Consider the following 23579-nt stretch of genomic DNA (forward strand, 5'->3'; position numbering starts at 1 on the left):
GCGCTCCACCTCTCTCGAACTACCATCATGACGACGCTTTCCTTCACCGTCCTTCCGGCCGGTGGCACAGCCACGCCGCTTTCTCTCGACATCGACACGCTCGTGATCGCCGGCTGGGCTGGCCGAGATGTCCACGCGATCCAGCACCACATCGACGAACTCGCCGCGCTCGGCGTGGCGCCGCCTTCGAGTACGCCGCTCTTCTACCGCGTGGGTCCGGAGCAACTGAACCAGACCGAGACCGTGGACGTGCTCGGCACCCACACGAGCGGCGAGATCGAGTGCGTGCTCGTGGCGAGTCCGCTCGGCACGCTCGTGACAATCGGCTCCGATCACACCGACCGCAAGGCCGAGGCGTACAGCGTGGCGGTGTCCAAGCAGGTATGCCCGAAGCCGCTGGGCCGCGAGGCGTGGCGCTACGAGGACGTGGCCGGCCACTGGGACCGCCTGACGATGCGCGCCACACTCGTCGCCGCGAACGGGCAAACGCGCGCCTACCAGAGCGGCGCCGTGGACGGCCTCCTGCCGCCGCCCGACCTGTGGCGCCGCTACACGGAAACGGGCGCGCTGCCGCCGGGCAGCGCGATGTACAGCGGCACGCTCTCCGTGAACGGCGAGATGGCGGCGATGGACTCGGGCGACGCGTTCGAACTCGAACTGCACGACCCGGTGCTCGAACGCAGCCTGCGCGCGCGTTACGCGGTTCGCGCTCTGCCCGTTGTCGCCTGAAGCGGCCCGAGCTCTCATCCTTTTCCCCGAACACGCGTAACGCACCCATGTCATTCCTCCCTGCCGCGCCCCTCTCCCAACTCGCCGCCGACCTCGACGCGGCCCACACGACGAGCCGTGCGCTCGTGGAAACCGCGCTGGAACGCATCGAAGCCGCTGGCGGCAACGGCGACCACGCGTTCATTGCCCTCGACTCGGAACGTGCCCGGCGCGAGGCTGACGCCCAGGACGCGCTGCGCCGCGCGGGTGTGCGGCTCTCGCCGCTCGCGGGCCTGCCGGTCTCCATCAAGGACCTGTTCGACGTGGCGGGCGAACCCACGCGCGCGGGTTCGCGCGTGCTCGACGACACACCGCCCGCCGCCTTCGACGCACCCGCCGTGGCGCGCCTGCGCCGCGCCGGGGCCGTCCCGCTCGGACGCACCAACATGAGCGAGTTCGCCTTCTCGGGGCTCGGTCTCAATCCGTGGCGCGGTACGCCGCGCTCGCCGTGGCGCGACGGCGACGAGGCATGTGTGGCAGGCGGCTCCTCGTCCGGTGCGGCAGCCTCGGTGGCGGGCGGCATGGCCGCGGTCGGACTCGGCAGCGACACGGGCGGCTCGTTGCGCATCCCCGCCGCGTTCTGCGGCCTAACCGGCTTCAAGCCCACGGCTCGTCGCGTGCCGACAGCGGGCGTGTTCCCGCTCTCGACTTCGCTCGACTCGATAGGCGCCATCGCCCCGAGCGTGGCGTGCTGCGCGTTGGTGGACCGCGTGCTTGCGGGCCTGCCCACGGACGGCGACGCCGCGCGCGTGCGCCCCGCGGCGCCCAGGGGCCTGCGCCTCGCGGTACTTTCGAACTACGTGACCGAAGGCATGGACTCGCATGTCGCCCGCACGTGGGAAGCCACGCTCACGCGCCTCTCGCGAGCGGGCATGCAGCTTACCCCGCTGCACCTGCCGCTGCTGGAGGCGCTGCCCGCCATCAACCGCTTCGGTTTCTCGCCGATCGAGGCTTACGCGACGCACCGCAGCCGGCTCCATGCGCACGCTCAGCGCTACGACCCGCGCGTGCTCGCGCGCATCCGCCTGGGCGAAACGGCGAGCGCAGCCGACTACATCGACCTGCTCGCCGCGCGCGCCGCCACGATCGCGCAGGCGCGCGCGGCACTTGCGGACTTCGATGCCCTCCTCATGCCGACCGTGCCGATCGTGCCGCCCGCCATCGCGGCGCTCGAAGCCGACCCGGCACACTTCGCGGCAACGAACGCACTCGTCCTGCGCAATCCATCCGTCGTGAATTTCCTCGACGGCTGCGCGATATCGCTGCCGTGCGCGCCGCGCGGCGAGGCACCGGTGGGCTTGAGCGTGGCGGGGCTCGCCGAAAGCGACGCGCACGTGCTGAGCATCGCCGCCGCGATCGAAAGCGTGTTGCAGAGCGCGAACGCCGCCTGATGCACGGCGCCACCCGCCCCGATCGGCTAAGATACGGCTCCACAAAAGCCATTTATCGAACCAACGGAGTGTTTTCAGTGATTCAGGCAATTCAACCGGGCGCCGTCTTCAAGGACAATCTCGCACTGCTGCCGGGCATCGACGGCATCGAGCGCATCGATCTCGTGGACGCTCAGGGCAACGTCGCCGCGAGCATCGAAAACATGCCCGGCAAGCAGGGCTCGCTCGCGGTCTACCACTATCTGCGCGAAGCCTTCGGCACGCTCGACTCCAACGCCGCCGAGCATGGCCTCGCCGTGTTCGCCGAGCACACCGCTGACGCGCGCAACCGTCCGGGCGCACATCGGAACGTCGATCGTCTGCTCGAAATCGCGGCGGGCGGCCCGACGCTGCGCATCGACGTGATCGCCGCAGCCTGAGCGTTGCCTTCGCAGGCGTGCCAGCCGGCACGCCTCCTTCCCTGACAACTCAAGCCGAAAGCTCTTCCAGCCGCACGCCATTCGTGCGCGGCCCGAATCCGCCGATGGAAATCATCACCGCGAGCATGCACACGGTGATGCCGGCGAACACACCGCTCACGCCAAAATCGCGCAGCAACGCGGCGATGATGAAGCCCGACATCATCGCGCCCACGCGGCTCGCGGAATAGACGATGCCGTTGGCGCTGCAACGCACCGCCGTGGGGAAAAGCTCGGCCTGGTAAGCGTGATAGCACACGGAAATGGTCTGCCCCGCAAGACTGATCAGGACACCGAGCGAAATCAGCGCGAGCGGTCCGCGCGCCTGCGAGAACAGCAACCCGAACACGATCACCGCGAACGCCGAGCCGACGATGAGCCACTTGCGCTCGATGCGATCGGCCACGAGCATCGCGAGCAGCGGCCCGCACGGCAGCGCAATGGCGATCACGACCGCGTAGAGCAGGCTCTTCGTGACGGTCACGCCCTGCCCGATCAGAAGCGTGGGCACCCAGTTCGCGAAGCCGTAATAGCCCACGGCCTGGCACAGGTTGAACGCGATCAGCATGATGAGGCGCGCCCGATACGGCGGCTTCCAGAGTTCCGCGAGCGAAGCGCGCCGGTGCGCGGGCAGCACGAGCGTGGGTGAAGGCTCGGGCAGGAGCTTGCCGCTTTCGCGCACGGCGCGTTGCTCCATCTGCGCGATCACCCGTTCGGCCGCCTCGGTTTGACCGTGCGTGACGAGCCAGCGGGGACTTTCCGGCACGGCGCGGCGCACGAACCACACGATCGCCGCTCCGAGCGAGCCGGCGAGCACGACCCAGCGCCAGCCGTCGAGACCGAGCGGCGCCTGCGGCACGAGCCACCACGAGAGCAACGCCGAAATGGGCGCCGCGGCGAACATGATCGCCTGATTCAGCGCCATGGCGCGCCCGCGCATCTGCTGCGGGACCATTTCCGTGACATAGCTGTCGATGGTGACGATCTCGATGCCCACACCGATGCCGGTGATGAAGCGCCACAGGATCAGCCCCTGCGAGGTATGCTGAAACGCCATCGCCACCGAGCCCACCGAATACCAGAGCAGCGAGAAGGTGAAAACGCTTCGTCGTCCGAATCGGTCGGGCAGCCAGCCGAAGCAGAATGTGCCGATGAACAGACCCGCGAAGGTCGCGGCCACGAAGGCCCCGATGCCGTTGAAGCCGAAGAATGCATGCGTGGTGGTTTGCAGCATGCCGCTTTTTGCCATGCCCGGCGCGATATAGCCCGTAAAGATGAGATCGTAGACCTCGAAGAAGCCGCCCAGCGAGATCAACATGACCAGCATCCAGAGCTGGCGCGTGGCGGGCAGGCGGTCGAGCCGCGCGGAAAGCGCTGCCGCTGCGCGATTGCCTGCGGGTGGGGCCGTGACGGCGTCGAGCGGGGCGTCCGCGCCGAGGGTTCGTTGCATGCTTGTCTCCGTGACGACGCCTCGCCGGGCGTCATTCTTGTGAACGCCGGTCCGCGAGCGCGCGGCGCGTGCGAGCTTCTGATGGCTCGTGGCACGCGCAACCGTATGGCAGACCAGCGAGGGAACCGCGAACGTGCTGCTGTTACTGCGTCTGCCCTCGGCTCAGGGCGCTGCGTGTGACTTCAGGGCCGCCAGCACCGCTTCGGTATGCTCGCCCACCTTGGCTAGCGGCTGGCGCACGCCGGGACGGCGGCCACCCATCATGAGCGGCAGCAGCACGACTTCGGTCGTGCCGCCGTCGTCGGTCTGCATCGGCACGAGTCCGCCGCTCGCCTTGAGGTGTGGATCGTCGAGCAACTGGTCGGGGCGCACGATCGGCGCGTACGGAATGCCGGCCGCTTCGAGACGCGGCATGAGTTCGGCCACCTGCTGCGTGGCGAGCACGGCGCCGAGGCGCTCGAGCAGTTCGGGCCGCACCGCCACGCGCAGCGCGTTGTTCGCGAAGTGCGGCTCGTCGGCGAGCTGCGGGCAGCCGATCACGTCGCACAGCGTCACGAACTGCTTGTCGCTCACTGCGCCGATGAAAAGCTGTTCGCCCTCGGCAAGCGTGAACACGTCGTACACGCTCCAGGCCGACACGCGCGAAGGCATGGGCGGCGGCGCTTCGTGCGTCATCGCGTACTGCTGCATGTGCTGCGCACTCAGGAACACGCAGTTCTCGAACAACGCGCTCTGCACCTCCTGGCCGCACCCGGTCGCGTCGCGCTCGCGCAGCGCGGCCAGCACGCCGATCGCGCCGAACATGCCACCCATGATGTCGTTCACCGAGGTTCCGGCGCGCAGCGGCCGCCCCGCAGGCCCGGTCATGTACGAGAGGCCGCCCATCATCTGCACGACTTCGTCGAGCGCGAGACGCTTTTCATAGGGGCCGGGCAAAAAGCCCTTGTGCGAGACGTAAATGAGGCGCGGATAGCGCTGCGAGAGCGTGGCGTAATCGAGGCCGAGCTTTTCCATCAGGCCGGGCCGGAAGTTTTCCAGCATCACGTCGCACTCGCCGATCAGCTCGACGGCTGCCGCACGGCCCGACTCGGTGTTGATGTCGAGCACCACGCTCTTCTTGTTGCGGTTGAACGAGCGAAAAAAGCCGATGCCGAGGCCCGGCAGATTGCGCGTCTTGTCGCCGCCGGGCGGTTCGATCTTGATGACTTCGGCGCCGAGGTCCGCGAGGATCATCCCGCAGGTGGGGCCCATGACCATGTGCGTGAATTCGACGACACGCACGCCCTCGAGCGGCAAACGGTTTTGCGTATTCATAAGGATCTCAAACTAATCAGGCGTGATGCGCGATTGCGCCAAAGGTTTTCGGCAGACCGGCACGCCAGAGCGTGCCATGCAGCGTTTCGCCCTCCAGCCACTGGGCCACGCGCGCGCGCAGCGCCAGCAACCGTTCGATGTCGATGCCAGTGTCGATGCCCATGTCGGCGAGCATGAACGCGAGGTCTTCGCTCGACGCATTGCCGCTCGCGCCCGGCGCATGCGGACAGCCGCCGATGCCGCCGAGCGTGGCATCGAAGCGGGTCACGCCCGCTTCCAGCGCAGCATAGACGTTGGCGAGCGCGAGGCCGCGCGTGTCGTGAAAGTGCGCGCAGCACAGCCGCTCGCCCGCGATCTCGCGCGCGGCCTCGAAGAGTTCGCGCACGGCGGCGGGGTTGGCGTAGCCCACGGTGTCGGCGAGACTCACGCGGTCCGCGCCCGCATCGAGCAGCGCCTGCATGCAGCGAAGCACCTCGGCCGGCTCGACGCGCCCTTGCAGCGTGCAGCCGAACGCCGTACCGATGCCGCCTTCGATCAGCGTCTTCGCGCCGCTAGCGTCACGCGCGGCGCGTATGCGCGCCACTTCGGCCACGACTTCATCGGGCGTCTTGCGCAAGTTCGCGAGGCTATGCGCCTCACTCGCGGAAAGGGGCACGAGCAGCAGGTCCGCTTTCGCATCCAGCGCGCGCTCGGCGCCCTTCAGGTTCGGCACCAGCACCGAGACGAAGAGGTCCGGCAGTGTCTTTGCGTAAGCGACGAGTTCCGCCGTATCCGCGAGTTGCGGCAGGAGGCGCGCAGGCACGAACGAACCCACCTCGATCTCGCGCTGGCCGGCTTCGTGCGCGGCGCGGATCCATTCGATCTTGTGTTCGGTCGGCAGCACCGTCTGGATGCTCTGCAGGCCGTCGCGCAGGCCGACTTCGCGTATGACGGCGCGCGTCCGGGCCCACTGAGGTAATGGGGGCATGAAGGTGTCTCCGTTTTTGTCTCCAGCGATGTGCTAACTTTAGGCATTCCACAAAATACATAAAGCGGTATTTTGGAAGCTTCAAGATTCCAATACGGAAACACAGAGAACGCAGCAAGGAGACACCGTGCACGACATCGACCTCAAGACCCTGCGCCTTCTCGTGAGCGTGTGCGAGCACGGCAACATGGGGCGCGCGGCGCGCGAGGAGCATATCGAGCCCTCCGCCATCAGCAAACGCATCGCCCAGCTCGAAAGCGAATTCGGCGTGCCGCTGCTCACACGCTCGCGCCGTGGCGTGCAGCCCACCGCGGCGGGCCTCGCGCTCCTCGAACACGCGCGTAGCGTGATCTTCACGCTCGAGCGCGCGGCCAGCGACGTCGCGGCGCTCGGCAGCGGCCTCTCGGGCAGCGTGAGCGTGTGCGCCTCGGCGTCCGCGATCGCCGAGGCGCTGCTCGACGATCTCGCGTCGTTCATGCGCTTGCCCGAGTACAAGAACATTCGCGTGAACGTGGAAGAGCGCACCTCGCACGAACTCGTGGAGCGCGTGCGCGACGGCGCGGCCTCGGTAGGCGTGTGCTGGGACAACGTGGACCTCGGGGGGCTGCAATCGCGTCCCTGGCGCGAAGACCGGCTGGTGCTTGCCGTGCATCCCGAGCACCCGCTCGCGAAACGCCGCACCATCGCCTTCGAGGAGACGCTCGATTACGAGCACGTGGGCCTGCCGACCTCCACGGCCGTGCATACGATGCTGCGGCAGTCGGCGGCGCGCAGCGGGCGCACGGTCGCCTATCGCGCGGTGGTGTCGACGCTCGACGCGGCGTTTCGCGTGGTGGCCGCCAATCTCGGCATCAGCGTCGTGCCCCAGGAGGTGAGCAACACCTACCGGCGCATCCTCGACGTACAAACCATCCCCCTCACCGACGCCTGGGCGCGGCGGCGTTTCATCGTCTGCTTTCGTGCGTTCGACACGCTTCAGCCGGCGGCGCAGCGTATGGTCGAGCATCTCGTGGAGCGCGCGGCGCAGAAGAAGCGCGGCGCGAAAAGCGACGCCTGATCGCGCGCCTCAAGCCGCCGCTTTCTTCGTGCGTTTGCGCGTGGCCTCGCGATCGGGCGCTTTCATCTGAGCAATCAGACCGTCGTGGTGTTCGCGCAGCACCTCGACGAATTCGGCCACGAGACGCTCGCGCGGCCGGTTCGGCGGAAACAGCAGGTACGTGGGGAACAGCACCGCCGGCGAGAACGGCCGGATCGCAATGTCCGGCCCCGCGAAATCGCGCGCGACGATGGGATGCGCGAGTGTCACGCCCATGCCGCAGCGGACCATCTCGCAGCAGATCGCCGTGTACTGCGCCTCGATGGCGAGCACGCGCTCCACGCCCGCACGCTGGAACACTTCGTCCATTTGCGTGCGCGTGCCATCGCCGTGGCACAGCGAGATGAACGATTCTCCTTCCAGATCGGCAGGCCGGATCATGGCCTTTTTCGCGAGCGGGTGCGACGCCGGCATCACGCACACGGCCGCAACCTTCGAAAGCAGTTCGACCTCGCAGTTCGACGCTTCGCTGATGTACACCGCCACACCCAGATCGCAGAACTGCGAACCGGTCCAGTGGTTCACCGTGCCCGACGTATTCACGTGCAGCGAGACCGTCACGCCCGGATAGAGGCGGCGGAACTTGTCAATGGCGTGCGGCACGAGCGTGAGCCCCGCGGATGGCATGGCGGCAATGCGCAAACGTCCGCTGCCGAGATTGCGGATTTGTGCGGCGGCGGTACTGAGGCCTTGCAGGCCCACATACGCGCGCTCGACTTCGCGAAAAAACGCATTGCCCTCGCTCGTGGGAATCAGGCGGATGCCCACACGCTGAAACAGCGTAAGGCCGGTCTCGCGCTCCAGTTGCCCGATCAGGCGGCTCACGTTGGGCTGGGAGGTGAAGAGCGCTTTCGCCGCGGCCGTCATCGAGCCCGACACCATCACCGCGCGAAACGCTTCGACGTGCTTCAGATTCAAGGTGGTCTCTCCTGGGCTTAACCCTGATTCATCCGCCAGGGCCTTACCCTGGTCCATATCATTCCCGTATAGGTTGGCATTTTATTCGTATTGGACGATATGGCCAGCCCGGCACAGACTGCGATGCATCGGCGCACTGTCCGGTTCGCCGTTCCCCACATTCGAATGGAGATCGTCGTCATGAAAGCCGCGATGCGCCGTCGTTCAACCTTCCCTCACAAAGCCGCATTCGTCGCACTCGCCGTCGCCGGCTCGCTCGCCGCGGCCTCGCTCGCCCAGGCCGAAACCACGCTGTACGTCGCCAACGTCGGCGGCTCCAACGAACAGCTCTATCGTCAGAAGATCATCCCGGCGTTCGAAAAGGCGCATGACGTCAAGATTGTCTACGTAGCGGGCAATTCGAGCGACACGCTCGCCAAGCTCCAGGCGCAAAAGGGCCACGAGCAGATCAACGTCGCCGTGATGGACGACGGCCCGATGTATCAGGCGATGCAGCTCGGCCTGTGCGGCAAGCTCGACGACGCCCCGGTCATGAAGGACCTCTATCCGCTGGCACACATTGGCCCGACCGCCGTTGGCGTGGGGATGGTCGCCACCGGCATCGGCTATAACGAACAGGCGTTCAAAAAACTCGGCCTGCCCGCGCCCGATTCGTGGAAGTCGCTCGAAGACGCACGCGTGAAGGGCAAGCTCGGCGTGCCGCCCATCACCAACACCTACGGCCTGCATACGCTCGTGATGCTCGCGCGTCTGAACGGCGGCGGCGAGAAGGACATCGACCCCGGCTTCAAGGCCATGACGAAGCAGGTCGCGCCGAACGTGCTTTCGTGGGCGCCCACGCCCGGCGAAATGGATGGCCTCATGCAGTCCGGCGACGTGATCATCGCGCCCTACGGCAGCGGCCGCGCGGTGGCGCTGCAGAACACCGGCTTCCCGCTCAAGTTCATCTACCCGAAGGAGGGCGGCGTGGCGCTGCAGGTGGCCGCATGCTCCGTCGCGCAGAACGCACAGCCGCAGCTCTCGCAGCAGTTCATCCAGTTCCTGCTGAGCCCCCAGGTGCAGGCGCAGCAGGCAGCGGACATCGGCCTTGGCCCCGTCAACAAGACCGTCAAGCTCACGCCGGAAGTGGCAGCGCGGGTGCCGTACGGTCCCGACCAGATCGCGAAGCTCACGGCGATGGACTGGAGCACCATCAACGAGCATCGCACCGAGTGGACCGAGCGCTGGAACCGTTCGGTCGAGCGCTGATGCGCGCGCTCCCTGACCCGCACGCAACGCACAGCGAGGACCGACGCTCATGAGCTTCCTCACCCTGCAAGGCATCTCGAAGCGCTACGGCGACTTCACGGCGATCGAGCACATCGACCTCACGGTCGCGCGCGGCGAGTTTCTCTCGCTGCTCGGCCCCTCGGGCTGCGGCAAGACGACGACACTGCAGATGATCGCGGGCTTCGTCACGCCAAGCACGGGCCGCATCACGCTCGACGGCCGCGACATCACAAACGAGCGGCCGGAGAAGCGCGGCATCGGCGTGGTGTTTCAAAGCTACGCGCTCTTTCCGCATATGACTGTGGCCGGTAACGTGGGCTTCGGTCTGGAGATGCGCAAGATGAAGCGCGCGCAACGCGCGGAGCGCATTGCCGAGGCGCTCGAACTCGTGCGTTTGCGCGGGCTCGACGCGCGCTACCCGAAGGAGCTTTCGGGCGGCCAGCGCCAGCGCGTGGCGATCGCCCGTGCGCTGGCCATGCAGCCCGAACTCCTGCTGCTCGACGAGCCGATGTCGAACCTCGACGCCAAGCTACGCGAAGAGATGCATATCGAGCTGCGCGCGATCCAGAAACGCCTTGGCATCACGACCCTGCTCGTCACGCACGACCAGGTGGAAGCGATGACGATGAGCGATCGGATTGCCGTCATGCACCGCGGCACCATCGCGCAGTTGAGCACGCCGTTCGACGCTTACGAGCGCCCGGCCACGCCCTTCGCTTCCACCTTCCTTGGCCGCACCAATACGCTCGCGGGCGAAGTGCTGCGCCGCAATCCGCGCTGCGCCGAGGTCGAGGTAGGCGGGACGATGCTGCACGTGCCCCACGAAGGCCGCGAGGTGGCGGGTGCCGTGAACGTGTACATCCGCCCTGAAAAAGTGCATCTGGCCAATGGCGACGCGCGCCTCACGGGGCGCGTGACGACGCGCGTGTTCGTGGGCAATCAATGGCTGCTCGCCGTGGAAACCTCGCTCGGCAAGCTGCATGTCGCCCAACCCAACCACGGCGCGCCGCCGCCCGAGGAAGGCCACGAAGTCGGACTCGCCTGGACCGACGACGATCTGCGCGTGCTCACGCGGGAGGGCACCCATGGCAACGCTTGACGACTCGCGCGCAGGCACCGCGCCGTGGCTGCTCTCCGCGCCTGCGCTGCTGCTTTTTCTCGCGCTGCTGCTGGTGCCGCTCCTGCTCACCTTCGTGCTCTCGTTTCATGTGTTCAGCGACCTCGCGGGTGTGCAACGCGGCTGGACCGTCACCAATTACCTGGAGGTCCTGAGCGATCCCTACTACGGCGAAATCTTCCTGCGCACGGCCGGACTCGCATTCGCGGTCACGCTGCTTTCCATCGTGCTGGGCGTGCCCGAAACGCTGGTCCTCGCGCGCATGCGCAGGCCCTGGCAATCCGTTTGCCTGCTGATCGTGCTCGGCCCGCTGCTGATCTCGGTGGTGGTCCGCACGCTCGGCTGGCAAATCCTGCTGGGCAATAACGGGGTGCTCAACAATGCGTTGCAGGCGCTGCACATCACCGACGAGCCCATTCGTCTCGTCTTCACCATGACGGGCACGATCATCGCCCTCACGCACGTGCTCGTGCCGTTCATGGTGATGTCGGTCTGGGCGACGCTGCAAAAGCTCGATCCACAGGTCGAATGGGCCGGGCGCTCGCTCGGCGCCTCGCCGCTGCGCGTGTTCCGCCGCGTGATCCTGCCGCAGATCATGCCGGGCGTGCTCTCGGGCTCGATCATCGTGTTCGCGCTTTCGGCCTCCGCGTTCGCCACGCCCGCGCTGATCGGCGGACGCCGCCTGAAGGTCGTCGCCACGGCGGCTTACGACGAGTTCCTCGGCACCCTGAACTGGCCGCTGGGCGCGAGCATTGCCGTGCTGCTGCTGATCGCCAACGTGGCGATCGTGATGGGCTGCAGCCGTCTCGCCGAACGCCGTTTCAAGCACATCTTCGACTGAAGGGGCTCCGCCATGAAACGCAACGGATTCCTCGGGCTCGCGTTCAACGCGCTCTTTCTCGCCTTCATGCTCGCGCCCATCGTCGTGGTGCTGCTCGTGGCCTTCACGGACAAGGGCTATATCTCGATGCCGTTCGACGGCGCCTCGCTGCGCTGGTTCCGCGCGATCTGGCAAAACGGTGACATCGTCTCGGCGTTCTGGCTCTCGGTGCGCCTCGCGTTCGCCGCGGCCACCATCGGCGTGGCGCTCGCGGTGCCTGCCGCGCTCGCCATCGCGCGCTACCGTTTTCCGGGCCGCGGCGCGCTGGTGAGTTTCTTCCTCTCGCCGATGATGATTCCCGCCGTGGTGCTCGGCATCGCGTTCCTGCGCTTTCTCTCGCTGCTGAACCTGAACGGCTCGTTCTGGGCGCTCGTCGCCGCGCACGTGGTGATCGTGCTGCCGTATGCGCTGCGTCTCGCGCTTTCTTCGGCGGTCGGTCTCGATCGCGACGCCGAGCGCGCGGCGCTTTCGTGTGGCGCGAGCCGCTTCACGGCATTCCGCCGCGTGGTGCTGCCGATGATCCGCACGGGCGTGGCGGGCGGCTGGGTGCTGTCGTTCATCCAGAGCTTCGACGAGCTCACCATGACCATTTTCGTCGCGACGCCCGGCACCACCACGCTGCCCGTCGCCATGTACAACCAGATCGCGCAGACGATCGATCCGCTCGTCACCTCGGTGTCGGCGGTGCTGATCGTCGGCACGATCCTGCTGATGCTGCTGCTCGACCGCATGGTCGGGCTGGACCGCATCCTGATCGGAGAAGCCCGATGACACAGAACTCCCCCGCGAGCCCCGACGTGCTCGTGATCGGCGGCGGCCTCGTGGGCTCCGCCGTGGCCTACGGGCTCGCCCGCGAAGGCGCGCGCGTGAGCGTGCTCGACGAGGACGACGGCGGCTTTCGCGCCTCGCGCGGCAACTTCGGCCTCGTCTGGATTCAGGGCAAGGGTTACGGCCTTTCGCCATATGCGCGCTGGTCGCGTAGTTCGGCGCAGCGCTGGCCGCTGCTCGCGCAAAGCCTCGCCGACGAGGCACGCGTGGACGTCGCGCTGCGCCAGCCTGGCGGCTTTCATATCTGCTTCTCTGATGAAGAACTCGCCGAGCGTCATAAACGGCTCTCCACCCTGCAGGCCGAGATCGGCGATTATCCGTTCGAACTGCTAAATCATCGCGAATTGCGCGAGCGGCTGCCCGGCATCGGCCCCGCGGTCGTTGGCGCGAGCTATACGCCGATGGACGGTCACGTCAACCCGCTCAAACTGCTGCGGGCGCTGCATGTCGCGATGCAGCGGCGCGGTGTACGGCTCGTCTCCGGCGAGCGCGCCGAACGTATCGTCGCCGGGTCGGGCGGCTTCAGCGTGCAAGGCCGGCGCGGCGTGTATCACGCTGCGCGTGTCGTGCTCGCGGCCGGCCTCGGCAATCGCGTGCTCGCCCCGCACGTGGGCCTGAACGCGCCCGTTGCGCCCAACCGCGGCCAGGTGCTCGTAAGTGAACGCGTCGAGCCGTTTCTGCGCTATCCGACCATCAACGTGCGGCAGACCGACGAAGGCACGGTGCAGTTCGGCGACTCGATGGAAGAAGCCGGCTTCGACGACTTCACCACCACGCCGATCCTGCGCCAGATCGCGGCGCGCGGCGTGCGCGCGTTTCCCATGCTCGCCCATGTGCGGCTCGTGCGCATGTGGGCCGCGCTGCGCGTGTACAGCCCCGATGGCTTTCCGATCTACGACCAGTCCGAGGCGCATCCGGGTGCCTTCGTCGTCACCTGCCATAGCGGCGTGACGCTCGCCGCGGCCCACGCGCTGCGCATCGCGCCGTGGATCGCGGGCGGCCCGATGCCCGCCGAACTGCCCGCTTTCTCCGCGCGCCGCTTCGCGACCGAAGCGGCTGCCGAACCGATCCTCGCTCACTAATCCCGCCATGACAGCTCAATCTACCCAGGCGCCCGCGCCGCTGTTCAAGACGCTCTCCGACGCCGAAGCGCGCGTCGATATCTCGTTCAACGGCCAGCCGCTGTCCGTGCCCGCCGACCGCTCCGTCGCCGCCGCGCTGCTCGCCGCGGGCGTATCGCGCTTTCGCGCGACGCCCGTTTCGGGTGCGCCGCGCGCGCCGTTCTGCATGATGGGCGCGTGTTTCGAATGCCTCGTGGAGATCGACGGCGTGCCGAGCCGCCAGAGCTGCATGGTGCCCGTGCGCGCGGGCATGCAGGTCCGCTCACAGGAAGGCGCGCGCGACCTGCCGCCCGAATCCGGCACGCATGCCGGCACGCTCGAGGAGAACGCTCATGCCCGGTGATTATCAAGGCGATGCCAAAGCCGATTTCAATGCGCAAGCCGTCGACGTCGTCGTGGTCGGCGCGGGTCCCGCCGGGATGAGCGCGGCCACCCGTTCGGCGCGTGCCGGACTCTCAGTGGTCCTGATCGATGAGCAGGACGCCGTGGGCGGGCAGATCTATCGCGCGATAGGCCGCGCCGACGCGCGCCGCAAGGAGATACTCGGCCCCGACTACGCGGCGGGCGACGCCATCGCCCAGGCGTTCGCGCACTCCGGCGCGCAGCATGTCGCCCATGCCTCCGTCTGGCAGGTCACGCGCGAGCATGCCGTTCATTACCTCAAGGACGGCAAGGTGGGCAGCTTCCAGGCGAAGCGTGTGATTCTCGCGAGCGGCGCGTTGGAGCGGCCGTTTCCCATTCCGGGCTGGACCCTGCCCGGCGTGCTCACGGCGGGCGCCGCGCAAATCCTGCTCAAGAGCGCGGGCGAAGTGCCCGCCTCGCCGCCCGTGCTCGCGGGCTGCGGGCCGCTGCTCTACCTGCTCGGCTGGCAATACGTCCGGGCCGGCGTGCCGATTCGCGCGCTCGTCGACACCACGCGCCACGAAGACCGCTGGCGCGCGAAGCGCCACCTGCTTGCCGCGCTGCGTTCGTGGCCGTTCCTGAGCAAGGGCCTGCATCTGATTCGCACGCTGCGCGAGGCCAGGGTGCCCATTTTCGAAGCCGCCGACGACCTCGCCGTGGAAGGCCGCCAGGGCAGTGACGGCGTGCAGCGCGCAGCCGCGCTCACGTTCACGTCGCAAGGCCGCGCACACCGTATCGAAGCCGATGTGATCCTGCTGCACCAGGGCGTGGTGCCCAACACGCAGTTCACCCAGGCGCTGCGCGCCACGCATCGCTGGGACAACGGGCAGCTTTGCTTCACACCGCAAACGGATGCATGGGGCGAACTCGACGTGCCCGGTATCTTCGTGGCCGGCGACGGCGCGGGCATCGGCGGCGCCCAGGCCGCGGCGCAACAGGGTGTACTCGCGGCGCTCGCCGCCGCCGCACAGCTAGGCTCGATCGATGCAGCCACGCGCGATCGCGAGGCGAGCCCCCATCGCGCGGAACTCGAGCGCGTGATGCGCATCCGTCCCTTCCTCGACAGCCTCTACCGCCCGCGCGATGCGAACCGCATCCCCGCCGACAGCACCATCGTCTGCCGCTGCGAAGAAGTCACGGCGGGCGAGCTGCGCGGCTTCGTCGGCCTCGGCTGCCTCGGCCCGAACCAGGCGAAGTCGTTCGGCCGCTGCGGCATGGGGCCGTGTCAGGGACGCATGTGCGGCCTCACCGTGACCGAAGTGATCGCCGAGGCGCGCAAGGTGCCGCCGGCCGAGGTGGGCTACTACCGCATCCGCCCGCCGATCAAGCCGCTCACGCTCGGAGAACTCGCCGGTGAATGACGCCCGAACTCCTCCCACGAGCGCCGTGCAAGAAGCGGACGTGCTCGTGATCGGCGGCGGCCTGCATGGTTCGAGCAGCGCCTTTCACATCGCGCGACGCGGCGCGAGCGTGATCGTGCTCGAAGCCGACTACGTGGGCCGCCATTCGTCGGGCGTGAACGCGGGCGGCGTGCGCACGCTCGGCCGCCCGCTCCCCGAGATTCCGCTTGCCCTCATGTCGCGCGAGATCTGGCACGCGCTGCCCGACACGATCGGCGACAACGGCGGCTTCGTTCCCTCCGGACAACTGAAGATTGCCGAAACCGAGGCCGAGCTGGAAGAGTGCCGCGAGCGCGTCGCGCTGCTCGAATCGCGCGGTTTCACGCACGAGAAGCTGATCGACCGCGAAACGGTGCTCGAACTCGAACCGGCACTGGCGAAGCACGTGACGGGCGGCATCTGGGTCGAGCGCGACGGCTATGCGCTGCCCTTTCGCACCACCACGGCGTTTCGCCTCGCCGCGCAAAAGCACGGCGCGCGCTTTCACGAAGGCACGGCGGTCACGCACATCGAGCCGCGCGGCGAGCGCTGGATCGCGCAAACCCCGCGCGGCACCTTTGCCGCGCGCAAGCTGCTCGTCACGGCGGGCGCGTGGTCGGGCGAGCTGGCGCGCCAGGCGGGCGAGCCGGTGCCCGTGCACCCCGAAGGGCTCATGCTGATGGTCACGCACCGCGTGGCGCCCTTCTGCCGCGCGACGCTCGGCGCAACGGGCCGGCCGCTCTCGTTCAAGCAGTTCGACAACGGCACGGTGGTGATCGGCGGCAAGCTGATCGGCATCGCGGATCTGCCGGGGCGCCACGGCGAAGTCGATTTCATGCGGCTAGTGAAAAGCGCGCAGACCGTCGTCGATCTGTTTCCGCATCTGCGCCATCTGGGCGTGAATCGCGCATGGGCCGGTGTGGAAGCGTTCACGGCCGACTCGCTGCCGATCATCTCGGCGAGCCGGCGCGCCGCGAATCTCTACTACTCGTTCGGCTATTGCGGCAGCGGCTTTCAACTCGGGCCCGCGTGCGCGCGCCTCGTTTCCGAACTCGTGCTCGACGGCGCGCCTTCGCTTTCGCTCGATGCGTTCGCGATCGACCGCTTCGAGCGCGCCGCAGTGCAGGCGCCGCTGGCCGGCGTTGCCGCGCATTGACGCCATCGCTTCCCTCACCCTGTCTCGCCCTTGCGGCGAAGGAGCTTGCAGACACATGAACGATATCGTTCGTATCGAAACCAGTCAGCGCATGAGCCGCGTCGTGAAGGCCGCCGGACTCGTGTTCGTGGGCGGCCAGACGTCGGCCGATCCGTCGCCCGACGTGAAGATCCAGACCGCCGCCGTGCTCGCGAAAATCGACGGCTTTCTCGCCAAGGCCGGCGTCGACAAGACCCGGCTCGTCTCCACACAGGTCTGGCTCGCCGATATCGCGCGCGACTTTGCGGGCATGAACGAAGTGTGGGACGCGTGGGTGCCCGAAGGTTGCGCGCCCACGCGCGCGACCGTGCAGGCGCAGTTGGCGTCGCCGCAACTGCTCGTGGAAATCGCGGTCGTGGCGCTGGGTTAAGCGCCGCGCATGAGGCTGCCGGCGCCGCCATGAAAGCGCGTCGACAGCCACAGTCGAGCAACCGTAAAGCGACGGCTCGGCATCGCGCGCACGCTGTAAGCGCAAGTTCACGTTCGCGCGGCACAATGGCGAGTCCACCCGAACTTAGAGGAGCGCGCGATGGCCCTTCCTTACGGCTACGTCAAGGCGAAAATTGTTTCCGCGCCGCAGTTGAAGGCCACGCGGCGGCCACACGAAGTCCAGTATCACCTGCACTTCGGCGTGACGGTCGATGGCGCGCGCTGGGACATCGCTGTGAACGTGGGCACCACGGACGCGGACGACCTGCTCAAGTACAAGCTCGTGTTCGACTTCAACCACAACGTGCTCTCCACGCTCGAGGGCGCGGCCGAAGGCTCGACCGATCTCACGGGCACCGACGCGCTGCCGGCCATCGACTTCGAGCGCAGCGACTTTCTCGCCAATACGGGCGCGTGGCGCAACAGCGACGTGATGGACGGCTCCGACCAGGTGGAGCCCGTCGCTTCGCTGCAACGCCTTCTGTTGCGCGCGCAACAATCGTCGCTAGACGTCTACGTGTTTGGCCGTTTCTACAGCGAAGGCGACGGCATCCACGACGTCCACATGAACCAGGGCTCGAAGGGCGAGTTCATCCACAAGGCAGGCAACGACGCGAACGACCACAACGACATCTGGCAGGACGGCGCGCTGCTCGTGGATCTGGGCGACCCCGAATGGGCCTTGTATGTGGCGGCGTTCGATCAGCAATACGTGCCCACCGACAATCTCGGCAACCCCACGCCGGATTCGCAGCCGATTTCGTAAACGGCGAGCGGGCGCATGCCGGAATCCCGCCATGCGCCCGCTCGTTGAAGCGGATCGAACGTTTAGAAGTCGATCTTCGCGTTGAGGCTGACCGTACGCGGATCGCCCGGCGCGATGTAATCGGAGTACTGGAACATCCAGTAACGGCGATTCGTGATGTTGTCGATGGCCGCGCGCAGCGTCACGTCGTGGCCGCCAATGCGCGTGAAGTAGTTCGCGCCCACGTTCACGAGCATATAGCCGCCCGTTTCCAGATTGTTTGCCGGACGCACCTGGGTGCTGCCCGTGAACTTCGCATCCGCGGCCAGCTGCAGGCCCTGCACGTAAGGCACGTCGTAAGTCACGCGGCCCGCGGCGACGAAGGTCGGCGCGCCGGCTACGCGATTGCCGTTGTACGACTGGCCCTTCGCATACCACGTATCGAGCAGCGTGACGCTGCCGGCCACCTGCCAGCTTCTGCCCAGCCGTACGCTGCCGGCCGCCTCGACACCTTCGTAGATCGAATTGCCGTCCTGCACGTAGACGTTGTCGGCATTCGCATAGGCCGCGCCGCGCTCGATGCGGAACAGGGCCGCCGTCGCGCTCCAGCGCTCGTGTTCGCTCTTGATGCCGATCTCGTACTGGCGCGAGCGCAGCGGACGCAGCATCGCCCCGCCGTTCGCGTAGATGCTGTCCACGATCGCGCCCTGCTCCAGCGCCTCGACGTAGCTCGCGTACAGCGTCGTGTTCGGCTCGAGCTTGTACATGAGCGCGAAGGTCGGCGTGAGCACGCCGTTCTGGCTGTACTGGGAGGTCTTTTCGCCCGTGGTTGCGTAGTTGTTCTGACTATAGTTCGTGTAACGCAGGCCCGCGAGCACCGACCAGCGGCTCGTGATCTGCATCGTGTCGCTCACGAACGCCGAGGCCTGCGTGATATCGCTTGCGCGGTAGGTTTCGAGCCCGCCGCCCGAATAGAAGCGCCACGGGTTGGGCTGATACAGATTGCCGTTGCCGAGCACCGTGTAAATGGAGTTCGACGCGTAGTTGTTGGTCTGGTGCTGGTACGCGCCGCCAATCACGAGTTGATGCGTGAACGGCCCGGTCTTCACCTTGCCCTCGAACATGCCCTGCCAGTAGATGTCCTGGTGGCCTTCGTCGCCGTTCCAGCGCGCGTCGGTGTAGTCGCCTTGCTGGTTGAGCAGCGTGAGCGTGCTCTCGTTGCGGTCGCGCGCCGACTTGCTGTAGCTACCCGAGGTCGTGAACGACCAGTCGGGCGTGAGCTGGTAACGCACGCCCGCCGTGTAGAGCTGCAGGTTGGTATTGATGTGCTGGTCGGTGCCGCCGAGCAGGTTGCTGCCGCCGCTGATCACCGCGGGCAGGCTCGACGCCGTGTAGCTGCCCGTGTAGATCGCGGGCGTCTGGCCGCTGGAGCGGATCGTCTGGTAGAGCGCGTTGAACCACACCTGCAGGTCGCGCGTGAGCTGGCCGTCGAGCGCGAGCGAAACCGAGTTGCGGTTGATATCGCCGGCGTTATAGGTCTTGCCCGCTTCCTTCGTGTAGTTCAGGCGCGCGCCGAACATGTCGTCCGGGCCGAAGCGGCGGCTCAGGTCGACGTGCGTGCTCAGCACGCCGTCCATGCGATAGCCCACATCGAGGCTCGTGACGGGGTCCTTCTCCGGCCGCTTCGTCACGTAGTTGACGAGGCCGCCCGGCTGCGCGAAGCCGTACATGAAGCCCCCCAGGCCCTTGAGCAGTTCCACGCGCTCGAGTTGCTCGTAGGGCATGGTAATGCCGTACGAAATGAACGGATTGCCGTCGATGCGAAAGCCGTTCTGCCAGTCCACGGGCAGGCCGCGAATCGTGATGTAGGTGGCCCACGCGTTATAGGCGTTGCTGTTGTTGGTGACCGAGGCGTCGCCGGCAAACACATCGCCGAGCTTGTAGACCTGGCGCTCGGCCAGATTCTCGCCCGTCACGACGGTGGTCGAGAACGGCGTGTCGAGCTGCGAGCGCGTGCCGAGCGCGCCGCTGTTCACCGGCGTGCTCAGGTTCAGCGGCGAATCGGCGACCTGGCTCGCACTCACCTTCACGGCGGGCAGCGCCTGGTCCGTGCCGGTCGTACCGGTGGCGGCAGCCTGAGGCGGCGCCTTCTGGGTTGCGCTCGTCGCGGCGCTGTCCTGCGTCGACGTTTGGGCAACAGCGGCTTGAGCCGCCGCGAAAGTAAGCCAGGCCGCAATATGCAACGGCCGCGGCAGCGTGCGTCGCGCTTGCCGCGCGTGTTCTCGGTTGTTCATGTCGTTTTGGAAGGGTCGTCTCGCCAGTGCTTGCCAGGATACTTCAATGAGAAGCATTCTCATTTTCACTGGCGGGCGATATTAACAAACCCTTACGACTTTTCCTAGAACCCGCGGCTCATTCGTCAGATTTGATGAATTCCCTCGAAATACTGCTCAAAACGGACTCAAAGCGGCCAGATAGTGTCTATTTCACGCAATAATTTCCGGAAGTCGTCTGAATTGGACAGCTGGACGAAAGGTGGCGCACCCGTGCCCGGCTTGCTGCTTTGCGTGATGCCGGCGCCTGGAAATTCGCTAAGCCGCGACATAAAATACAGGGCCAGTCAGTGCATTCACGTGGTGACCGAGTATGAGACACGCTACGTTCCCCGTGCTGATCGTTCTGGCTTCGGTCCCGGCCGCATGGGCCATGGGCCTCGCCGCGGCGAACGAAAGCACGGATCTGCCCTCTCCCCAGAGCGCGGCACCTGCCACGCTCCATTGGCCTCCCGCCTCCCCCTCGTCCATCCCGCCGGGCATTTCGCGCGCCGCGTTGCATACGGGGACTCAGAAAGACGACAAGACGTATTTCGAAGCGCTCCCGGGCGGCGATAAAAAGCTCGACGATGAAGGTGCGCCCCTGCGCGGCGATCGTTTCCACTGGCAGCAGCCCTAGCACTCACACGCTGCACGTCCGCACGCCTGCACGCCTGCACGCCTGCACGCGTACAATCATCAGTTTTCCTGATTATTGTTGCGGGCCGCCAGAGTCGACTGGCGGCCCTGCTCTCACAGTGTTGCGCGCTTACGCTTTCACTGCCGGCGTGTGCGGCGGCACGACCGCGGGCGGTTGTCCCGATGCAGGCGCCGGCGCATGCCCCGGATCGACGACGATCACCGGCCCCGGCATCGCCCACGCGGGCACCGCGAACAGCACCGGCATCGGTGTGGGCATCGCGAACTGACCGCTGAATGCCGCCTGCTGGAGTTGCTGCATCTGGGCCTGCATGGCCCACATCTGCGTGGTCATTGCGCGCATCTGCTGCAGCGCCCACGCGGGCGGCGGTCCGCCGCTGCTGCTCTGAACCTGAATGCTGCTGGCGCCGTTCGGGCTATGCCAGCTCCACGTACTGATCTTGAGCGGGCCTGCCGAGGTCTGGACCACATGGGTCTCGCCCTGAGCCGGAACGAGGTGGCCGTCGACGTTGACGAAAAGCGGCTGGGCCGCCAATGCGAGGGCCGGTGCGCACACCAGTGCGGCCGCCGCCATAGCAGTGCGAAAACGCATCTCATCCTCCATTGTTCGAGTCTCCAAGCGCGGTTTGCGCCGGGAGGCGTTTTCTACTATGTCGAGCAAGACTTAAAAATCGCTTAAAACGCGTCTGCGCATTGGCATTAATCCACCGTTAAGAATCCGCTCCTATGCTCGTTTTGCGAGCCGCCAGGCCCTTCGCAGGCGGCGGCATCGCGGCGAACACGATGGAGGTCGGATCATGAAAACCGGAATCTATGCAACCGCGCTCGTTGCGGCGCTAATCTTGCCGGCCGCTGCCTTCGCGCAAACCGGCAGCGCCTACGCCCAGCTCGATTTGAACAGCGGCCCCGCGGCGCATGCACAGCTTCCCGCCGACGTGCACGCCGCCGAAGCCCGCGTCGCGACGCGCAGCGGCGCCGACGATGCAACGCTGTGGGGCGTGGGCGGCGTGCCGGGCGGCACGTCGCAGTCGGGTACGGGCGCGCACTCGCATTCGCGCGCCGTGCTTTATCTGCACCACTGAGCCGCCGATAAACCGACAGCCGGCCAGCGACAACCGCACCTGGCTATCCGCGCCGCATAGCGCGTGCGGGAGCATGCTTGTGCTTCGGCCATGTTGGAACGGCCGAAATCGCCTTCCATGACATGATCGGCGCGTCCTGCAACTGGAACGCCATCATGTCCCGTCTGGTTCGTTCGCGTCTGCGCCTGAAAGGCTGCACGCTTGCCGCTTCGCTCGCCTTGCTGACCGCGCCGCTCCTCATCGACCCGGCGCTTGCCTGCACGCGCGCACTCTACGTGGGCGACAGCGGCCTCGTCATCACGGGGCGTTCGATGGACTGGTCAGAGGACATGCGCTCGAACCTCTGGGTCTTCCCGGCCGGGATCGAACGCGACGGCAACGCGGGACCGCGCTCGCCACACTGGCGCTCGAAATACGGCAGCGTGGTGGTCTCGGGCTACGACATCGGCAGTGTGGACGGCATGAATGAGCGCGGCCTCGTGGCCAACGCGCTCTATCTCGCCGAAACCGATTACGGCAAGCCCAACTCGGGGCAGCAGCCGCTCGCCATCAGCCTGTGGGCGCAATACGTGCTCGACAATTTCGCCACCGTCGGCGAGGCCGTGAATGCGCTGGGCCACGAGCCGTTCCAGATCATTGCGCCACCGCTGCCCGACGGCAAACCGATCACGATCCACCTCGCGCTATCCGATTCGCAAGGCGATTCGGCGATCCTCGAATATCTCGACGGCAAGCTCGTGATCATGCACGACAAGGCGTACAAGGTGATGACGAACTCGCCGATCTACCCCGAACAGCTCGCGCTCGACACGTACTGGAAAGGCGTGGGCGGTCTCGCCTTTCTGCCCGGCACGAATCGCGCGGCCGACCGTTTCGTGCGCACCTCGTTTCTGCTCGACGCCATTCCCAAGAAGCCCGACCCGGCCTATATGGCGGGCGTGCCGCAGCAGAACCCCAACTATCAGGCCGTGGCGAGCGTGATGAGCCTCATGCGCTCGGTGAGCGTGCCGCTCGGCATCACCACGCCCAACATGCCGAATCTCTCGTCGACGATCTGGCGCACGGTCGCGGACCAGACGAACCGCGTCTATTACTTCGATTCCGCCACGCGCCCCGACACCTTCTGGATCTCGCTGAGCAAGCTCGACCTCAAGCCCGGTGCGCCCGTGATGAAGCTCACGATCGATTCGGGCCAGGTGTATTCGGGCGAGGTGTCGGGCAATTTCGTGACGACGCCGTCGTTCAGGTTCATGCCTGCGCCCGCGCCTTGACCACCTTGCGGCGAGTCGCGCTTATTTGGCGAACAGCTGGCCAATGTCCTTGAACGCCTTGAATTCGAGCGCGTTGCCGCACGGGTCGAGCAAGAACATCGTGGCTTGCTCGCCCACCTGCCCCTTGAAGCGCACGTAAGGTTCGATCACGAACTGCACGCCGAAGGTCTTGAGGCGCTCGGCCAGCGCCTCCCAGTCGCCCCAGCCCAGCACGACGCCGAAGTGCGGCACCGGCACGTCGTGGCCGTCCACGGGGTTCGTGTGCGCGTGGTCCTGCGAGGCCGTTTTCGGGTGCTCGTGAATCACGAGCTGATGGCCGAAGAAGTCGAAGTCGACCCACTGCGCGCTGGAGCGACCTTCCGCGAGGCCGAACACGCGGCCGTAGAAGTCGCGCGCGGCTGCGAGGTCATAAACGGGAATGGCGAGGTGAAAGGGGGAAAGCGACATGCGTGTCTCCACTGTCTTCGAAAGCGATCCCGCCATGGTAGAGAGGCCGAATCAAAAACAAAATCAATATATAATTTTCT

Annotated in this window: 24 protein-coding genes; 17 read left to right on the forward strand and 7 right to left on the reverse strand. The window is 66.6% G+C overall.

Features of this window, described 5'->3' with window-relative positions:
• Window positions 1-27: 27 nt before the first annotated feature.
• From AB4Y35_RS30295 to AB4Y35_RS30305, 3 genes are all read left to right on the forward strand, one after another.
• On the forward strand, window positions 28-729 hold the full coding sequence (locus AB4Y35_RS30295) for a DUF2848 domain-containing protein (protein ID WP_368707295.1): 702 nt from the start codon (window positions 28-30) through the stop codon (window positions 727-729).
• A 47-nt stretch (window positions 730-776) separates the two neighbouring features.
• Window positions 777-2159: an amidase gene (locus tag AB4Y35_RS30300; protein WP_368707296.1), complete on the forward strand. Its 1383-nt coding sequence runs from the start codon at window positions 777-779 to the stop codon at window positions 2157-2159.
• A gap of 80 nt (window positions 2160-2239) precedes the next feature.
• Window positions 2240-2578, forward strand: coding sequence for a DUF2322 family protein (locus AB4Y35_RS30305; protein WP_368707546.1), 339 nt, complete (start codon window positions 2240-2242; stop codon window positions 2576-2578).
• 49 nt (window positions 2579-2627) lie between these two features.
• On the opposite strand, the gene AB4Y35_RS30310 is transcribed toward AB4Y35_RS30305, so the two are convergent.
• From AB4Y35_RS30310 to AB4Y35_RS30320, 3 genes are all read right to left on the reverse strand, one after another.
• Window positions 2628-4067 carry an MFS transporter gene (locus AB4Y35_RS30310; RefSeq protein ID WP_368707297.1) on the reverse strand — a complete coding sequence of 480 codons (1440 nt, stop codon included), beginning with the start codon at window positions 4065-4067 and terminating at the stop codon, window positions 2628-2630.
• Window positions 4068-4229: 162 nt separating this feature from the next.
• Window positions 4230-5381: a CaiB/BaiF CoA-transferase family protein gene (locus AB4Y35_RS30315; RefSeq protein ID WP_324151328.1), complete on the reverse strand. Its 1152-nt coding sequence runs from the start codon at window positions 5379-5381 to the stop codon at window positions 4230-4232.
• Window positions 5382-5397: 16 nt separating this feature from the next.
• Window positions 5398-6348, reverse strand: a complete 951-nt coding sequence (locus tag AB4Y35_RS30320) for a hydroxymethylglutaryl-CoA lyase (RefSeq protein ID WP_368707298.1) — start codon at window positions 6346-6348, stop codon at window positions 5398-5400.
• A 127-nt stretch (window positions 6349-6475) separates the two neighbouring features.
• Between AB4Y35_RS30320 and AB4Y35_RS30325 the strand changes: the two genes are divergently transcribed.
• Complete coding sequence (locus AB4Y35_RS30325; protein WP_368707299.1) at window positions 6476-7405, forward strand: LysR family transcriptional regulator; 930 nt, start codon at window positions 6476-6478, stop codon at window positions 7403-7405.
• A 9-nt stretch (window positions 7406-7414) separates the two neighbouring features.
• Here AB4Y35_RS30325 and AB4Y35_RS30330 read toward each other — a convergent pair whose 3' ends face one another.
• The gene (locus tag AB4Y35_RS30330) at window positions 7415-8362 is read right to left on the reverse strand and encodes a LysR substrate-binding domain-containing protein (protein ID WP_368707300.1); all 948 of its coding nucleotides are present in this window, start codon (window positions 8360-8362) and stop codon (window positions 7415-7417) included.
• Window positions 8363-8542: 180 nt separating this feature from the next.
• On the opposite strand from AB4Y35_RS30330, the gene AB4Y35_RS30335 reads away from it, so the two are divergent.
• From AB4Y35_RS30335 to AB4Y35_RS30380, 10 genes are all read left to right on the forward strand, one after another.
• On the forward strand, window positions 8543-9610 hold the full coding sequence (locus AB4Y35_RS30335; RefSeq protein WP_324140556.1) for an ABC transporter substrate-binding protein: 1068 nt from the start codon (window positions 8543-8545) through the stop codon (window positions 9608-9610).
• Window positions 9611-9659: 49 nt separating this feature from the next.
• On the forward strand, window positions 9660-10730 hold the full coding sequence (locus AB4Y35_RS30340; protein WP_368707301.1) for an ABC transporter ATP-binding protein: 1071 nt from the start codon (window positions 9660-9662) through the stop codon (window positions 10728-10730).
• Window positions 10717-11589: an ABC transporter permease gene (locus AB4Y35_RS30345; RefSeq protein ID WP_368707302.1), complete on the forward strand. Its 873-nt coding sequence runs from the start codon at window positions 10717-10719 to the stop codon at window positions 11587-11589. The genes AB4Y35_RS30340 and AB4Y35_RS30345 overlap by 14 nt, the downstream gene beginning before the upstream one ends.
• Window positions 11590-11601: 12 nt before the next feature.
• Entirely contained in the window at window positions 11602-12399 is a 798-nt protein-coding gene (locus AB4Y35_RS30350; protein WP_324140553.1) for an ABC transporter permease, read from the forward strand.
• Window positions 12396-13538: an NAD(P)/FAD-dependent oxidoreductase gene (locus AB4Y35_RS30355; RefSeq protein WP_368707303.1), complete on the forward strand. Its 1143-nt coding sequence runs from the start codon at window positions 12396-12398 to the stop codon at window positions 13536-13538. Before AB4Y35_RS30350 ends, AB4Y35_RS30355 begins: the two co-directional genes overlap by 4 nt.
• 7 nt (window positions 13539-13545) lie before the next feature.
• Complete coding sequence (locus AB4Y35_RS30360; RefSeq protein WP_368707304.1) at window positions 13546-13920, forward strand: (2Fe-2S)-binding protein; 375 nt, start codon at window positions 13546-13548, stop codon at window positions 13918-13920.
• Window positions 13910-15340: an FAD-dependent oxidoreductase gene (locus tag AB4Y35_RS30365; RefSeq protein ID WP_368707305.1), complete on the forward strand. Its 1431-nt coding sequence runs from the start codon at window positions 13910-13912 to the stop codon at window positions 15338-15340. Before AB4Y35_RS30360 ends, AB4Y35_RS30365 begins: the two co-directional genes overlap by 11 nt.
• Window positions 15333-16514, forward strand: coding sequence for an NAD(P)/FAD-dependent oxidoreductase (locus tag AB4Y35_RS30370; protein WP_368707306.1), 1182 nt, complete (start codon window positions 15333-15335; stop codon window positions 16512-16514). Before AB4Y35_RS30365 ends, AB4Y35_RS30370 begins: the two co-directional genes overlap by 8 nt.
• A 55-nt stretch (window positions 16515-16569) precedes the next feature.
• Window positions 16570-16923 carry a RidA family protein gene (locus AB4Y35_RS30375; RefSeq protein ID WP_368707307.1) on the forward strand — a complete coding sequence of 118 codons (354 nt, stop codon included), beginning with the start codon at window positions 16570-16572 and terminating at the stop codon, window positions 16921-16923.
• Window positions 16924-17082: 159 nt separating this feature from the next.
• The gene (locus tag AB4Y35_RS30380) at window positions 17083-17748 is read left to right on the forward strand and encodes a DUF2278 family protein (RefSeq protein WP_368707308.1); all 666 of its coding nucleotides are present in this window, start codon (window positions 17083-17085) and stop codon (window positions 17746-17748) included.
• A gap of 62 nt (window positions 17749-17810) precedes the next feature.
• Here AB4Y35_RS30380 and AB4Y35_RS30385 read toward each other — a convergent pair whose 3' ends face one another.
• Window positions 17811-20021, reverse strand: coding sequence for a TonB-dependent siderophore receptor (locus tag AB4Y35_RS30385; RefSeq protein WP_368707309.1), 2211 nt, complete (start codon window positions 20019-20021; stop codon window positions 17811-17813).
• Between the two features lie 352 nt (window positions 20022-20373).
• On the opposite strand from AB4Y35_RS30385, the gene AB4Y35_RS30390 reads away from it, so the two are divergent.
• Window positions 20374-20679 carry a hypothetical protein gene (locus tag AB4Y35_RS30390; protein WP_368707310.1) on the forward strand — a complete coding sequence of 102 codons (306 nt, stop codon included), beginning with the start codon at window positions 20374-20376 and terminating at the stop codon, window positions 20677-20679.
• Between the two features lie 129 nt (window positions 20680-20808).
• On the opposite strand, the gene AB4Y35_RS30395 is transcribed toward AB4Y35_RS30390, so the two are convergent.
• A complete protein-coding gene (locus AB4Y35_RS30395) occupies window positions 20809-21291 on the reverse strand; it encodes a hypothetical protein (RefSeq protein WP_368707311.1) in 483 nt (160 codons plus the stop codon).
• Window positions 21292-21496: 205 nt separating this feature from the next.
• Here AB4Y35_RS30395 and AB4Y35_RS30400 point away from each other — a divergent pair, with 205 nt between their 5' ends.
• Together AB4Y35_RS30400 and AB4Y35_RS30405 are read left to right on the forward strand one after the other, a co-directional pair.
• Window positions 21497-21781 carry a hypothetical protein gene (locus AB4Y35_RS30400; protein WP_368707312.1) on the forward strand — a complete coding sequence of 95 codons (285 nt, stop codon included), beginning with the start codon at window positions 21497-21499 and terminating at the stop codon, window positions 21779-21781.
• A 155-nt stretch (window positions 21782-21936) separates the two neighbouring features.
• Window positions 21937-23052: a linear amide C-N hydrolase gene (locus AB4Y35_RS30405; RefSeq protein ID WP_368707313.1), complete on the forward strand. Its 1116-nt coding sequence runs from the start codon at window positions 21937-21939 to the stop codon at window positions 23050-23052.
• Window positions 23053-23073: 21 nt separating this feature from the next.
• On the opposite strand, the gene AB4Y35_RS30410 is transcribed toward AB4Y35_RS30405, so the two are convergent.
• A complete protein-coding gene (locus tag AB4Y35_RS30410) occupies window positions 23074-23499 on the reverse strand; it encodes a VOC family protein (RefSeq protein WP_324156224.1) in 426 nt (141 codons plus the stop codon).
• Window positions 23500-23579 lie beyond the last annotated feature (80 nt).

The organism is Paraburkholderia sp. EG286A (assembly GCF_040965375.1).
GTDB lineage: Bacteria > Pseudomonadota > Gammaproteobacteria > Burkholderiales > Burkholderiaceae > Paraburkholderia.